The organism is Acinetobacter sp. NIPH 817 (assembly GCF_000368405.1).
In the GTDB taxonomy this organism is placed as follows: domain Bacteria; phylum Pseudomonadota; class Gammaproteobacteria; order Pseudomonadales; family Moraxellaceae; genus Acinetobacter.
The window spans coordinates 161,651-178,014 of sequence record NZ_KB849419.1; the positions used below are offsets into that span (position 1 = coordinate 161,651).

Annotated in this window: 12 protein-coding genes; all 12 read right to left on the reverse strand. The window is 38.8% G+C overall.

Annotated elements, in window-relative coordinates; all coding sequences use genetic code 11:
• Nucleotides 1-23 precede the first annotated feature (23 nt).
• The 12 genes from F968_RS02145 to aroK all read right to left on the reverse strand — a co-directional run bounded on the left by F968_RS02145 (nt 24) and on the right by aroK (nt 16,361).
• Nucleotides 24-1,652, reverse strand: a complete 1,629-nt coding sequence (locus F968_RS02145; RefSeq protein ID WP_004789791.1) for a PglL family O-oligosaccharyltransferase — start codon at nt 1,650-1,652, stop codon at nt 24-26.
• Nucleotides 1,653-1,763: 111 nt separating this feature from the next.
• Entirely contained in the window at nt 1,764-3,074 is a 1,311-nt protein-coding gene (locus F968_RS02150) for an O-antigen ligase family protein (RefSeq protein WP_004789792.1), read from the reverse strand.
• Nucleotides 3,075-3,129: 55 nt separating this feature from the next.
• Nucleotides 3,130-3,567 (reverse strand): pilin, encoded by a 438-nt coding sequence (locus F968_RS02155; protein WP_004789794.1) that lies wholly within the window; start codon nt 3,565-3,567, stop codon nt 3,130-3,132.
• 349 nt (nt 3,568-3,916) lie between these two features.
• Nucleotides 3,917-4,477, reverse strand: a complete 561-nt coding sequence (locus tag F968_RS02160; RefSeq protein ID WP_004789795.1) for a TPM domain-containing protein — start codon at nt 4,475-4,477, stop codon at nt 3,917-3,919.
• Nucleotides 4,471-5,553 (reverse strand): TPM domain-containing protein, encoded by a 1,083-nt coding sequence (locus F968_RS02165; RefSeq protein ID WP_004789797.1) that lies wholly within the window; start codon nt 5,551-5,553, stop codon nt 4,471-4,473. The genes F968_RS02160 and F968_RS02165 overlap by 7 nt, the downstream gene beginning before the upstream one ends.
• Nucleotides 5,554-5,577: 24 nt before the next feature.
• Nucleotides 5,578-6,168: a LemA family protein gene (locus F968_RS02170; protein WP_003653797.1), complete on the reverse strand. Its 591-nt coding sequence runs from the start codon at nt 6,166-6,168 to the stop codon at nt 5,578-5,580.
• A 130-nt stretch (nt 6,169-6,298) separates the two neighbouring features.
• A complete protein-coding gene (locus tag F968_RS02175) occupies nt 6,299-7,186 on the reverse strand; it encodes a metal-dependent hydrolase (RefSeq protein ID WP_004789800.1) in 888 nt (295 codons plus the stop codon).
• Nucleotides 7,187-7,357: 171 nt separating this feature from the next.
• Nucleotides 7,358-8,779 carry an FAD-dependent oxidoreductase gene (locus F968_RS02180; protein ID WP_004789801.1) on the reverse strand — a complete coding sequence of 474 codons (1,422 nt, stop codon included), beginning with the start codon at nt 8,777-8,779 and terminating at the stop codon, nt 7,358-7,360.
• Between the two features lie 69 nt (nt 8,780-8,848).
• Complete coding sequence (gltB, locus tag F968_RS02185; RefSeq protein WP_171065142.1) at nt 8,849-13,324, reverse strand: glutamate synthase large subunit; 4,476 nt, start codon at nt 13,322-13,324, stop codon at nt 8,849-8,851.
• Nucleotides 13,325-13,785: 461 nt separating this feature from the next.
• Complete coding sequence (locus tag F968_RS02190) at nt 13,786-14,664, reverse strand: hypothetical protein (RefSeq protein ID WP_004789804.1); 879 nt, start codon at nt 14,662-14,664, stop codon at nt 13,786-13,788.
• 16 nt (nt 14,665-14,680) lie between these two features.
• Nucleotides 14,681-15,763, reverse strand: a complete 1,083-nt coding sequence (gene aroB / locus F968_RS02195; protein ID WP_004789806.1) for a 3-dehydroquinate synthase — start codon at nt 15,761-15,763, stop codon at nt 14,681-14,683.
• A 28-nt stretch (nt 15,764-15,791) separates the two neighbouring features.
• Nucleotides 15,792-16,361, reverse strand: coding sequence for a shikimate kinase AroK (gene aroK, locus F968_RS02200; RefSeq protein WP_004789808.1), 570 nt, complete (start codon nt 16,359-16,361; stop codon nt 15,792-15,794).
• Nucleotides 16,362-16,364: the final 3 nt, after the last annotated feature.

Genomic DNA, 16,364 nt, shown 5'->3' on the forward strand with positions numbered 1-16,364 from the left:
CTTGAATACAAGGGGATTTTTTATTACTTTTCTTTTAATAACTCTGGTAGCGTTATTTTTTGTTTATAGAGATGCTGTAAAATAAATATTTGCTGCTCTGCTTGCTCTACTTTTCCATTATAAGCTAGTAATTTTGCATATTTACGTAAGTTATAGGGAGTAGGTTTATTCTTTACGAAATTTTCCCAATGAACTAAGTCAGCTTCGGGTAATGCAGTTTCAGAATTAAGTTCAATCCATTTTAAACGCTCTTCAAATTGCGTTAAAACAAAAATCTTACTGCTTCCCATAAATTCAGCATTTGGACGCTTATTATTAAAAAGCAAATTACTATTTAGAACATACACATTGTAATCACGTAAGATCGCAATAATCAGTAATAAACTTACAACCCATATTAAGCGGAGAAGTTGTTTATTAAGCACAATTCCTTTGAGCACTGGACTCTGTGCTTGCACAACACCAAGTAAAAAACCACAAGTAAGTAAGAAATAAGCATAGCGCTGTGGGAACTCTAACATGGCATGAGTAAGCACGGTACATACCATCATAATCGCTACAATCGAGATGGTATTTTTAGCTTGTTGATTTAGCCAAAAGAACCAACATGTAAAGTAAGCAATGATTACAGTAGCTAATGGAATACCATTCCAGATAATTAAATCAAGTAATACATTATGGGCACTAGTCGTCCACTCTCCTGTCGAAAAAGCATGATAAACAGTAATTTGTGCCACACTGGTTTGATTCCAGCCATACCCCAACCAAGGGTGCTGCTGTACAGCAAGTAACATTTGCGACCAGATATTAAAACGTAAATACCCAGAGCTTGCTCGTTCCACCAAAGTACTTGCTTCGGTTACATTTGTACTTGACCATGCTTCAATGAGGTTTGTTGCAAAGGGTAAAATTATCCCTGCAATTACAAAAAAACCAACACACCACAAAAGACTTTGAATAAATCCAAAACGCTTTTGCTGTTTAAATTGCTTAACAACCCAATAGATGAATAAAAATGGAAAAACAATCCATGAGGTACGCGATTGACTCAATGCAACCGCGAACAAAATAATCAGTGCTGAAGGTAAGAGCAACCACAATGTTACTTTATTTTTTTCATATAAATATAAACATCCTAATAATCCAATAATTAGGAAGGTTGCCATATTATTGGGTTGACCAAAATTGCCGTATGGACGGTTACCAATCAGATGAAGCATATGAACAAAATGTGACTCGATATTTAACCACTGGCAAATTGCAATGAAGCTAGTAACAACAGATACAATAATTACGAGTAAGCTAAAACCCGAAAAGATTTGATCTCGCTTTTGTTGATCTAAAGACAGATTGTAACCAGCCAAGACCATAACCCAAAAACCTAGAAAGTAAAATGAACTCAATAAGGATGTGCTCAGATCAAAAACTAAACCAAAACCCCACTGCACTATCGGAATTAAAGTAAATGGCAGCAATAATAGCTGTGCTCTGGGAATTTTTATATTTTGCTGAATTAGGGCGGCTAATACGCATAATCCAGCCCCAAAAGTACTTACTTCACTCGAGAACATGACCCAAGGGCTGTAGTGAAATGGAGACAACCATGCAAAACCTAACAGGATTGCAGCGAGGAATAGGAAGAATACTTGCATAGTGACAGGTTAGAGGCTAAAACTTGAAAGAATTATACATGGAAGCCTTAAAGAAATTGTAACTACGCCCATTTATGTGATCAGTACCTCTAAACCCTACAGTAGAATAAATTAAGGAAGTTGTGTAGTTGAGACTAAATGCTCTGTACCACCATAAAACCAAAAATTTGGTGCCATCCGTCCAACATAACTCGCACATCCCCAACAAGTTAAGTCTTGTCCTAAATACATGATCGTAATATATAAAAATAAAGCCCCCCATAAACTGATAAGTATTTTTGTCATTGAATTATAAGGCTTTAAATTAATAGCTAATTTCATTTGAGAAAAAGCAAATGCCAAAAATAATATACAGGCCATTTGTGAAGCAGGATAAACCATACTTCCCGAGAACATCGCATCAATTAAAATTGCCGCAACACCAGCTTTTGCAATAGGTAAAACACTCTTATCTAAGAATAATCTAATAATTTGATATATCATCCACACTAAACAAATACATCCAACGACTCCCCACTCAAAAATTAACCTTAAATATAGGTTATGCATGTGATGTCCATATTTGTATTGAATTTTTGAGAGATAACCTCCTCCTACTCCAGACCATGGTTGCTCTTTCCATTGTTCAAAAACAAAACTCCACATCTCTGCACGCAACGATGTACCTGTTCGTATTACAGTCATTGTATTTTTATCAGCTAAATAAATAGTAGTTTTATAAGCCAAAAAAGCTAAAAAAATGTAAATACAGCTTTGCAAAATAAGCTTTCGATTTTCTTGAGAGTATATAAAGAAAACTAACAACCCTATCATTACTGCAAGTAAGGCGGATCTAGCACCATCAAAGCACCATGCTAGAGTAAAAAAGAAAATAGCAACTGGATAAAAATAATGAATATAAGGATAGTTTTTATTTTTCAAAAAAATTAAAAAAAAGAAAATAGGAACTATAACACTGTCATAAATTCGGATCGTGCCGGAGTTAAACTGCCAATCAAACCATTGTTTATAAAAAATAAAATTAATGATGGAAATACAAATAAATAAACAAGGAATAAATGCTGAAACAACGATTAATGCTAGGCCATTTTCTATATTTTTTACATTCCTTAACTCATATGTTAAAGCTGAAAATATAAATAATAATGCTATTGCAGAACAAAGTTCTTGAATCTGAAAAATGCTATAACTTGCTATCTGTATAGCAGTTAATACACCAATCAAAAAAAAAGTAATTTGAGTGAAAATTGAATATTCTATTTTTTTTGTAAAAATCAAAATTAACGAAGCACATAGTGCTAATGGGAATTGTAATAGACGAAGCTCATCGTATTGAAAATTAGACCAACCAATTTGATAACCCAATAATGCTGCAATAAGATAAATTACAACTAAAAGAAATAGAATAATTTTTTTTAACATATTTATTTTTTCAATAAAAAAGAGAGGTCTTAACCTCTCTTTTTTTAGCTATTTATTACGAAGCACCACATGATTTAGGACGTAAATTTGTTGCAACATCAGTTTTACAACGCCATGTACCCGTAGTGCCTGCTGTAGCACTATCAGCTGTTCGTTCCCAAGAAATTTTCTTACCGTTGATTTGAGAAGTACCTTGCAATGTACATTCAATTGTTGTCAATCCAGTAGTAGCAACAGATACTGAAATAGAAGAACAAGCATTACTTGAGCTTTGTAGTCCTACGTCAGATGCTGCAGATAAATTAGCTGCTAAACCTTCTGCTAATTTAGTTTCTGTATTAGTTTTACCAGCTGTAATATCGGTTAAACCTGTTCCTACTTGAGACTTAGCAATATAATTTTGATAAGCAGGAATCGCAATTGCCGCCAAAATACCGATAATCGCAACCACGATCATGAGTTCAATTAATGTAAAACCTTTTTGTGCATTCATAGCCTTTTCCCCAAAGATTGTATGTATGTTTTTATATAAGCCTTTTCAGCTATTAACTATATAGCAGCATCCATGCCAACTTTTATTTCAAATAAAAAACAAATACTTATATTAAATTCAACTATTCTTAAATATTAAACAGGTGTAAGTAAGTGACAAAAAATGTCATATAAATTTTTATAAAAACACTTCACGTATTAAAAAAAATAAAATACACAATTCAAAGTTTATATTTATTTATGTGAACAAAATCTCTTTAAAAAATAAATAAGTAGGTGACATTTTTTGTCAGTCACCTTTAAAAGTAAAATTATGAAAATTAGCTAATATAAGAATACTACAAGGCGAGTTAATTAAGAATAATCGGAGCATTTCCCAATTCATTGGATTGATCTGGCATGTTTTCATCATAAAAATGTGACAATACCTCTCCAATTTGCTGCACACCCATCACGACAGCTTGTTGATATTGTTTTTGTTTAAGTTTTTGAACGATAGACTCACAAATCTGCTGCCAGACCTGATCGTTAGTCGCATTTCTAATACCACGGTCAAATATAACTTCTACAGTACGTTCACATAAATTTAGGTATAACAATACGCCGCTATTTAATGCCGTATCCCAAACGCCTAACTCTGCAAATAACTGCTGTGCCCTTAAACGCGTGTTTTGTCTATAGGCTTGTAAACATGGAATATGGCCTTCAATTACAACCTGTATTTCTCCAACATGCCCATGTTCTGCCTGCTGTACCGCATCAGCAATGGCTTGTTTATCTTGTTTTGAAAAATAACGACTACTGGCTGGCAAGTAACAAAAGTGCTTGAACCAACGTTTTAGGCTAGGTTCTACTGATTCCTCAATTTTTGGTTGAGTAATAATTTGTGTTGTTTCTGATGTTGTTACCATGAGCCTGAAGCACCTCCACCACCAAAACGACCTCCACCACCGCCATAGCCTCCGCCAACACCGCCGAAGCCACCTCCGCGACCGCCCCCACCAGAACCACTTAAAATGGCCTGTAAAATAAGTTGGGCAATTGAAGTAATGAGTAAAAAGAAAATACCAAAACCAAGTAATAAGCTAGTCACTAGCCCAGCACCATTTACAAAACCTGCTACTGCAGCAGCGACACCTGCTGTAGAGGCACTAAGTGGACGACCGACAATAAATGAACCCACAATTCCAGCAACCAGAATAAATAAAGCCATTGTCAGCGTTGTTTGTTTGGCTTGTTGTTCTTCCGCAGCTTGATGTTGGCGTTCTTTTAAATCTTGAGCAGCTTGCTGAGCTACTTCTGGGTCAAGATTTAAAATTCTACCAATTTCATCCAGACCTGCATTTAAACCTTGCGCATATTGGGCTTGTTTAAAATAAGGTGTAATTTGGTTTCGAATAATCCGACTTGCCACAATATCAGGTAACACACCTTCTAAACCATAGCCGGTTAAAATTTGTATACGGCGGTCATTTACAGCGACTGCAATGAGTAATCCATTATCACGTTTAGATGATCCCAATTGCCACTTTTCACCAACACGTAACGCATAATCAAAGATATCTTCTTGGCCAGTGGTAGGAACAATCACAATACCAATCTGCGCTTTACCTTGTTGGTATAAACTTAGAATTTTTTGGTCAAGCTGCTGTTTCTCAGCCTCACTTAAAATATTAGCTTGATCAATAACAGGCTGATTTAAAGTTGGCAAACCACGAATTGATTCACCGTCTGCCATATCGTTAGAGACTTTAGGCGAGGCTGCAACACTTGAAGCAGCTTGTTCACCTGTCTTAGAGGCAGTGGCTTGATTTTGCTGTTTTTGAATGATTTTGCCCGCTACTACTGCATCGGTCTCATCAGTAGCAGTTGCAATATTACTTTCACTCCATGCTGTATTCTGAAAAAGAACACCACAACAGAGCAAAATTAAGGTCGCAATAAAGACCTTAATTTGCTTAGACTGAAGCAATATAATATTTCTCATACAGCACTCCTTTGATTTATTAAATTAATCAAAAGAAACTTTTGGAGCCTGTTGTGCAGAAGCTTCTGCAGAGAAATTGGCTTTAGGATGCATACCAATTACTTTTGCGGTCACTGCTTGTGGGAACTGGCGTACATATCCGTTGTAATCTTGCACTGTTGTAATATAACGATTACGTGCAACTGCGATACGGTTTTCTGTACCCTCAAGCTGAACTTGTAATTCTTGGAATTGAGTATTGGCTTTCAAATCTGGGTAGTTTTCAGACACAGCAATCAATCGAGATAATGCCCCTGTTAATTGACTTTGAGCCTGTTGATATTTTTCAAGTAAAGCTGGATCTTCTAGAACTTCTTTATCAACTTTTAAACCTGCAACATTCGAGCGTGCCTGTGTTACTTCGGTTAATACTTGCTCTTCATGTTTAGCATAACCTTTTACCACATTGACAAGGTTTGGCACCAAGTCTGATCGACGTTGATATTGGTTTTGTACTTCAGACCATGCTGCTGTTACAGCCTCATCTTTTACTTGTAGAGTGTTATAGCCACATCCCGAAAATAGTAAGGTGCTGGCAAGTGTTGTTGCGATCGCTAATTGTTTCAACGTTTTCATCGTCACATTATCCTCAAGTTTTTCTTTATATTTTTGACCTCTTTACCCGATTGTATGATGAATTTGGCATTATTGTGTTGCTTTTATTTTATTGATTTTTAAAAACCGGATTTTTAAATCCGGTTTTCTATTAACTTAATCTTTGATCTTTTTCTTGTTGAAAACTTGCCATTTGGTATTCTTCTGCTAAAGAACTTTTCCAGTAATCCACCATCTTGTCGTAATCTTTTTGACTAGGATGAAAATCTTTTTTGTAATATGCGAAGTATTCAGGCATTAATTGAACAAGCATCTTTATCAGCAAATATGAGCCAAATAAATTACCTCCGATTTTAGGTAAGCTATTCCATTTATCTTGCCAAAATAAACGAGTTGTCCCATAAAAAGCGAGACTCGCAAACCCAGTCGTGACGCTACGCATGAGTAAACGGCGTATACGGTCATCTCCATATACATGTTGATAGACATCGAATGCGACTGAACGATGCTCAATTTCTTCAATCGCATGCCATACCCAAAGTTTTAACGCATCTTGATCTAATGTTTTTAACAATTCTGGATGTTGTAAGACATATGCTCCAAGGAGAGCTGTAAAATGTTCAAAAGCACAGGTAAGAGCTAATTGCAGCTTAGGTGGAATCGTTCTTAAGTATTTATCGCGCTCATTTAACCAGTTTTGAAAACTATCCAGATTATAATCATCACGGCGCCAAGCTTCATTAAACTCGCCATGTGCTTTGGAATGCATAGCCTCTTGTCCAATGAAAGCTGCAATTTGCGCTTGTAATTGAGGGTCTGAAACTTTATCACGCACATTACGTACGCTATTTACAAAAAATTGCTCACCTACTGGAAACGTTGATGAGAGTGCAGTTAAAAAATGAGACATGAGCGGTGAATTTGCAAAATAGTGCCGCTTGATCGCCTTTGGATTAAATTCAAGACGACGCACTGTAATACCCAACGCTTTTCGACGATTTAAATATGATTTTTCTGCCGTCATACCTGCGATGTTCATACTCAACACCTATTGTATTGAAGAAGGAAGTTTTGAGTATGTCGCGAGCTTAAAAAGCTAAAAAGGGCAAAAAAGCTTATTATATTTGCCAAAAACATCAAAGTGACTAATGGTAGACAATAAAAAAGCCTACTTGAAGTAGGCTTTTTCAGTATTTAACAAACTAATTTATTAAACACCAAGGTAATCCAAAATGCCTTCAGCAGCTTGACGGCCTTCCCAAATCGCTGTCACAACTAGATCTGAGCCACGCACCATATCACCACCAGCAAAGATTTTCGGGTTTGATGTCTGGAATTTGAATTCTTGTTTTTCAGCTGCAACAACACGGCCTGAACCATCAAGATTAATATTCGCGTTACCAAACCAATCCGCTGGGCTTGGGCGGAAACCGAATGCAAGTAAAACAGCATCGGCTGGTAATACTTCTTCAGAACCTGGAACTGGTTCAGGACTACGACGGCCACGACTATCTGGTTCACCCATTTGTGTCGTTACTACTTTTACGCCTGTCACTTTGCCATTTTCACCAACGATTTCTATCGGTTGACGATTGAATAGGAATTTTACACCCTCTTCATAGGCATTTTTTACTTCACGTGCAGAACCTGGCATGTTGCTTTCATCACGACGGTATGCACACGTTACATCATGAGCGCCTTGACGTAATGAAGTACGGTTACAGTCCATCGCTGTATCACCACCACCAAGTACAATCACCTTTTTACCATCTAAGCTGATGTACTCACTTGGATCTTTTTCCCAACCTTGGCAGCGGTTCACATTAGAGATTAGGAAATCAAGAGCATCATAAACACCATTAAGATCTTCACCCGGGAAACCACCCTTCATGTAGGTATAAGTTCCCATACCCATGAACACCGCATCATATTCTGCAAGTAATTCATCAATGGTTACATCTGTACCAATTTCAGTATTCAAACGGAATTCGATGCCCATACCTGTGAAAATTTCACGGCGGCGTTTCATCACATCTTTTTCCATTTTAAATTCTGGAATACCAAATGTAAGTAAGCCACCAATTTCAGGACGCTTATCGAATACAACTGGTTTAACACCACCGCGAGCTAGAATATCTGCACAGCCTAAACCAGCAGGACCAGCCCCAATAATGGCAACTTTTTTGTCAGTCCATTTCACGCCTGACATATCTGGACGCCAGCCCAAAGCAAAGGCTGTATCGTTGATATATTTTTCAGCATTACCAATTGTTACTGCACCAAAACCATCGTTTAAGGTACAAGCACCTTCACACAAACGGTCTTGTGGACATACGCGACCACATACCTCAGGTAGTGTATTCGTTTGATGACAAAGCTCAGCAGCTTGGAAAATTTGGCCTTCAGCGATGAGTTTTAACCAGTTTGGAATGTAGTTATGTACAGGACATTTCCATTCGCAATATGGGTTACCACAACCTAAACAACGGTGAGTCTGATTAGTGACAGTTTCCGATGTAAAAGGCTTATAAATTTCCACAAATTCTGCTTTGCGGACAGTAATATCTTTTTTCTCTGGATCTTGGCGTGCTACATCCAGAAATTGAAAGTCATTATTTAGGCGTTCTGCCATGTCTCTCTCCGTGGGTAGGCGCGGTTTTCACTGTTGTCCGCACCTGCCTATGTCGTTGCAGTCGTGGAATTATTGTGGATCAGCTTGTGTTGTTTTCAAAAGCGTTTGTAAATTAGCAGCCTTTGGTTTCACAAGCCAGAATTTACGGCTGTAGAAATCGAACTCATTGCGGATCTTATAAGCCCAGGCACTACCTGTTTCTTTAATATGCTCATCGATAATACGCAACAAGAACTCTTTATGATCTTCCATAGATTCTGTTGAAATACGATTTAAATCAATCAATTCGTGGTTGTAGTAATCTACGAAGTCATTGTCAAGGTCAAGTACATAAGCAAAACCACCAGTCATGCCTGCGCCAAAGTTATGGCCTACTTTACCAAGTACAGTCACAACACCACCTGTCATATATTCACAGCAGTGATCGCCAGCACCTTCAATTACAGCAAACGCACCAGAGTTACGAACTGCAAAACGCTCACCCGCTGTACCCGCTGCAAAAAGCTTACCGCCAGTTGCGCCATACAAACAGGTATTACCAATAATTGCTGTGTTTTGAGTTTGGAAAGGTGAACCTTTTGGTGGGAAGATTGAGATACGACCACCTGCCATACCTTTACCCACATAGTCGTTTGCATCACCTTCAAGACGGATGTGTAAACCACCCGCGTTCCATACACCAAGTGACTGACCAGCTGTACCAGTTAAGTTCATCACAACTGGGTGTACTTCCATGCCTAAATTGCCATAGCGACGAGCAATTTCACCTGACACACGAGCACCGATTGAACGATCACAGTTCACAACATTGAAGTTGAACTGACCACCTGCACTTGATTCAATTGCAGGAAGCATTTCAGCAACCATTTTCTCAGCTAACACACCTTTATCAAATGGTGCATTCCCTTGTACTTCACAGTACTGCGCTTTACCTTCAGCAGATGGATGAGAAGTTAACAATGCACTTAAATCAAGATGAGCATGTTTTTCAGTTTCACCCGGCAATACTTCGAGTAAATCAACACGACCGATTAAGTCTTTCAATGAAGACACACCTAATGCTGCCAACCATTCACGTGTTTCTTCCGCAATGAAGTGGAAGAAATTGATGAGCATTTCTGGTTCGCCAATGTAGTGTTCTTGACGTAAATGATCTTGTTGAGTTGCAACGCCGGTTGCGCAGTTATTTAAGTGACAAATACGGAGGTATTTACAACCTAAAGCAATCATTGGTGTTGAACCAAAGCCGAAACTTTCCGCACCTAAAATTGCTGCCTTGATCACATCAAGACCGGTTTTTAAACCACCATCAGTTTGTACACGTACTTTTCCGCGCAAGTCATTTACACGAAGTGCTTGATGCGCTTCACTAAGACCCAACTCCCATGGAGAGCCCGCATGATGAATTGATGAAAGTGGAGATGCAGCAGTACCACCGTCATAACCAGAAATGGTAATGAAGTCTGCATATGCCTTCGCAACACCAGCTGCAATCGTACCTACACCCGGTTCAGATACCAGTTTTACTGAAACCATTGCTTGGGGGTTAACTTGTTTCAAGTCAAAAATTAACTGAGACAAATCTTCAATTGAGTAAATATCGTGGTGTGGTGGAGGTGAAATCAGTGTTACACCCGGCACTGAGTAACGTAAACGTGCAATTAAACCATTTACTTTACCGCCCGGTAACTGACCGCCTTCACCTGGTTTTGCACCTTGAGCAACTTTAATTTGCAATACTTCAGCAGAAGTTAGATATGCAGGCGTTACACCAAAACGACCAGATGCGATCTGTTTGATTTTCGAGTTACGAATTGTGCCGTAGCGAACTGGATCCTCACCACCCTCACCAGAGTTTGAACGACCGCCAATCGTGTTCATCGCAATTGCAATCGCTTCATGCGCTTCTGGAGAAAGAGCACCTAAAGACATCCCAGCCGAGTCAAAACGAGGCAAGATCTCTTCAACTGATTCAACTTGCTCAACTGGAATCGAATTCGTTGTTTTTAACTTGAATAAGTCACGAATAGTCGCTACTGGACGGTTATTTACCAACTCAGCATATTCTTTAAAGTGTTCGTATTTACCAGAGCGAACCGCTTTGTGTAATGAGTTAATCACATCTGGGTTAAACGCGTGATACTCTTTATCAAACACAAATTTAAGCAGACCACCTTGATCAATTGGTTTACGATTTGACCATGCTGTAGCAGCTAATTTTTTCTGGTCTTTTTCAAGATCAACAAATGTTGCACCCTGAATACGACTTGGAACACCCAAGAAGCACTGATCTACAACTTCAGATGATAAACCCACTGCTTCAAAAAGCTGACCACCACGATACGAAGCAACTGTAGAGATACCCATTTTTGAAAGAACTTTTAATAAGCCTTTCTCAATACCTTTACGGAAGTTCGCCTGAGCATGGATTGGATCACCTAAAAGCTCACCTTTCGCAATCAAATCATTAATTACGTCATATGCAAGGTATGGATAAACTGCTGTAGCACCAAAACCAAGTAATACCGCAAATTGGTGTGGATCACGTGCAAAACCAGTTTCAACCAAAATGTTTGCATCAGTACGCAAACCCGTCTTAATGAGGTAATGGTGTACCGCACCTGTTGCAAGTGCTGCATTTGCAGGTAAAAAACCTTGACGAATATTTTTGTCAGTTAAAATAATTAAGGTTTTACCATCACGAACAGCTTGTGCTGCTTCTTCACAAATGCGTGTAATCGCAGCTTGCAAACCTTCTTCTTCAGCATAGTTTAAATTGATGTCAACAGACTCATAGCCTGCACGATCAATAGTACGAATTTGCTGTATTTTTGAGTTAGACAGAACAGGACTCGAAATAATGAGTCGATCTGCGTGCTCTGGCCCCTGCTCAAATACATTCTGCTCACGGCCTAAACAGGTTTCGAGCGACATTACAATCGATTCACGTAACGGGTCAATTGGCGGGTTTGTTACTTGCGCAAATTGTTGACGGAAATAATCAGTCACATGGCGTACTTGACGAGACAATACAGCCATTGGCGTATCATCACCCATTGAACCTACAGCTTCCTGACCACTTTCAGCAATCGGACGCAACAACTGGTCGCGCTCTTCAAATGTCACCATAAACATTTTTTGAGCTGCTTTTAAAGCATCACCAGTTAAGCCTTGATCAACTAATTGTTCTTCAAGTTCAGGATTAGCATTTAAGCGAATTGCATGATCACGCAACCATTCACGGTACGGACGCATGTTTTTAAGATGTGTATTTACATCTTTTGTATCAAGTACTTTGCCAGTTAAAGTATCAACTACTAAAATTTGGCCAGGGCCTACGCGACCTTTAGAAATAACATCTTCAGGTTCATAACCCCAAACACCAATTTCAGATGCCAAGGTGATGTAATCATTTTTGGTAATGACCCAACGTGCAGGACGTAAACCATTACGGTCAAGCATACAGATGGCATGACGACCATCTTGAATTACTAAACCTGCTGGACCATCCCAAGCTTCCATATGCTTAGAGTTGAACTCATAGAATGCACGTAAGTCTGCATCCAAAGTTTCAACGTTTTGCCAAGCTGGTGGTACGAGCATACGTAACGCACGGAATAAATCCATACCACCACCCACCAAGATCTCAAGCATGTTATCTAAGCTTGAAGAGTCTGAACCAGTACGGTTCACAATCGGATTAAGCTCAGTTAAGCCCGGTAACAATGGATTTTCAAATTTAGGCGTACGCGCTAATGCCCAGTTACGGTTTGCTGTAATAGTATTGATTTCACCATTATGCGCAAGGTAACGGAATGGCTGCGCCAAAGGCCAACGCGGTAAAGTGTTGGTCGAGAAACGTTGGTGGAATACCACGATATGTGATTTTAAACGCTCATCTGCTAAGTCTGTATAGAACTCAGCAATCGCAGCCGGCATCATCAAGCCTTTATAGCTAATTACTGTCGAACAAAGCGTAGTCACATAGAATGATGGATCATTTTGTAATTGTTGTTCTGCACGACGACGTGCCAAGAATAGTTTACGGTTAAACTCAACTTCAGTTACACCCATTGGACAGTTCACAATGACCTGTTCAAAAGCAGGTAAAGATTGAAGTGCAATTTCACCTAGTGCATCGTTATTTGTAGGGACAACACGCCAAGCCAATACGCGTAAGCCATCAGCCTCAATTTCTTTAGTTAAAATATTTTTAGAGTGCTGTGCTAATGCCGGATCGACATTTAAAAATACCGTTCCTACAGCAAAAACTTCGCTAAGTGTAATATCGCTTAGTTTTTTTGCTTCATCACGGAAAAATTGCTTTGGCATCGCCAATAATAAGCCGCAACCATCTCCCGTCTTGCCATCTGCGGCAATACCACCACGGTGCGTCATGCAACTTAAACTGTGAATCGCGGTTTCTACAAGATGATGACTTGATTCACCCTTCATATGGGCAATCAGTCCAAAACCACAGTTATCCTTAAACTCATCAGGTTGATATAAACCTTGAGCGGGAGCTACAGTATTAGGCGATGGCATGTGCATAGCGTACCCTTCTTTCAATAAGGCTCTTTCGAGCGTCAAACAAACAACTTATTTCTGCGATATTGCCTACGGACGATAGTTAGCTCAATGTTTCGCAAAAAAAAATTTTGGGCTGATAAGCCAATATACGCTGTTCCATTTTTACGTACACTGGTTTTTGCTAGAAAAATGTTTTGACTTATTTCGCACTCTTTTAAAGCAGCTCGACCCCACGACTCTGCATAGACTTCACTCTTTAGAGCGCCAAAATAGTTAGCAGTACATTAATAAGCACAAGAATAAAGCAAAAACTATGCCAATATAATTTTCGTAGCTTAAGTGTTTATATTTCTTAAAAATAGATCAGTTTTATTCAGGCTATCATTTTAATAAATGACCAAATATGCACCACACTTGATCAAAAATTATATATATCTTTTGTTATTGCACTATATTTGTGCACATTATTCTTATCCTTAGTTCCCTCTTGTGCCCTCATTTGTTGCATTTTTAGGAGTAGCTTCAATTTCACGATTTTGCTGAGTCTTTTTAGAAGCATCTGCAGAATTCGACTGGTGTACATCCACAACATTTCCTTCAGCATCTCGGCGAATAATGGTCGTCCGGGTTGTAGAGTTCGTTGCTGGAGTAGTTACTTTCGGCTGCGTACTTATCGTACCGTTTACACCTGCACCCATGAGCAAAGACTCATCAATTTTAGGCAATGCAGCTGGACGTAAACGCACTTCATAAGTTTGGCTAATTCCACCTTTCATTTCGTCCGCCCCTAAATCATTCACTAATGATGCATAGGTTGAAAATTGTTGTGGTTGAGGTTTGATTGACTCAGGCAAATCAAGATTTAGTTGAGTTAATTCTTGAATCGCATCTTCAGAACGTTTAAATACACCATAGCTCAATACATATTGTTCAGATTGCTTATCTCCGCTTAAACGGAAATAGATAAATTTATTACGATCAGTACGATTTTTTAAAAAGTTTTTAATAATATCTTCGTCAGATGCACGAAATAGCTCAAGCGTCCACTGTTTCTTGTTTTCGTTAATAAATTTTGTACCGCGGAACTCTGCCTCATGCTGACCTGAAGCAACCGTACGAGTCGTTAAATCAAGAGGCCTAACTTCATCAGCTAAAGCCCCTAAATTAGCAGTTGTTGCTACTTTTTCTGGTTGAATTTGCACTGGCGTATCTGAATCAGCCGATTTTTCAACTTCAACCAGCTTCTTACTATCGGTCATGACCCAGAAAAGAAAAGCGAGAAACAAGCAGACGATACCACCCACCAACCAGATATATTGTTGAACATTCTGCCAAAGTGTACGTGATACAGTCATGTGTTACCTTAATTTATTATCCGTGTTGATTTGCCAAAATAGCTTGTTTCATGAGTTCAACATCAAAGTCTTTAGTAATTACTGCTCGTCCAAGTTGCTTTAACAACACTAAGCGTAATTGACCATTGAGGACTTTTTTATCATGAGCCATATATCCAAGGAATTCATCCAATGGAATTTTCGGACATGATATCGGCAAATTAGCGCGTTGAATAATTTTTTTTGTACGCTCTACATCATCACTTGAAATCCAGCCTAAACGCTGTGATAAATCCGCTGCCATGACCATGCCTGTAGCTACTGCTTCACCATGCAACCAATTTCCATAACCTAAGTAAGATTCAATCGCATGACCAAAAGTATGACCTAAGTTAAGTAAAGCTCGTTCACCTTGCTCTTTTTCATCGTTTGCAACAATACGGGCTTTATGAGCACATGAGCGATAAACAGCTTCTGCTAAAAGGTCAGCATCTCGTCCAATTAACCCATCCATATTCTGCTCTAACCAAACAAGAAAGTCAGCATCACCTAACAAGGCATATTTAATGACTTCTGATAATCCAGCTGACAATTCTCGATCCGGCAAAGTATTGAGTTGAGCCATATCAGCCAAAACAACTTGAGGTTGCTGAAATGCGCCAAGCATGTTTTTACCCAGTGGGTGATTAATACCAGTTTTACCGCCTACACTTGAATCTACTTGTGAAAGAAGCGTAGTTGGAACCTGAACAAAATAAACACCACGCTGAAAACATGCTGATGCAAAGCCAGCCATATCACCAATAACACCGCCACCTAAAGCTAAAACCGTACAATCTCGGTTAAAACCAGCTTCAAGGAGTGCATCAAAAATTAAATTTAAATGTTGAATATCTTTATATTTTTCACCATCGGGCAAAATACAAGTCGCTACAGTTTTACCCAAACTTTTTAATGCTTCTTGATAGTTAGATAAATATAAAGGTGCGACCGTTTCGTTACTCACAATCATGACCTGTTGACCATGAATATAAGGTTCAAGCAACTGTTTAGGATCAAGTTGACTGCCAATAAAAATAGGATAACGGCGTTCGCCTAATTCAACATGTAAAGTTTGCATGAGTTTATTAAACCACGAGTAAGTTTGGCTATTTTAGCGTGTTAGACAAAATAAGTTGCAGAATCTTTTGAGCAAGATCGCGTGCAGCACCCTGATTGGTTTCAATCGTGTAATGAGCAACTTCACGATATAAAGGATCACGTATTTTTAACAAATCTCGCAATTTTTGTTCAGGGTTTTCAACTTGTAATAGAGGTCTGTTTTTATCGCGATAAGTTCGTTGTAATTGTAATTCCACAGGAGTGTAAAGATAAACGACAATACCACGTTGCTTTAGAAACTCACGATTGGGTGCTTGAGTAATCGCACCACCGCCTGTTGCTAAAACCAAAGCCTTACGGGAAGTTAACTCATTCAACACTATAGTTTCACGAGCACGAAATCCGAATTCCCCTTCTTTTTCAAAAATCCAAGGAATAGTAGCCCCTGTTTTGCGTTCAATTTCATGATCACTATCTAAAAATTCACGCCCTAATATTTCGGCTAAATGACGTCCAACGGTTGTTTTTCCTGCCCCCATGGGCCCCACCAAATAAATATTTGGCAGGGTTTCAAACGCTTTGCTTGGCAAGGCGCCACCTATTTCAATTGCTTTCATTAA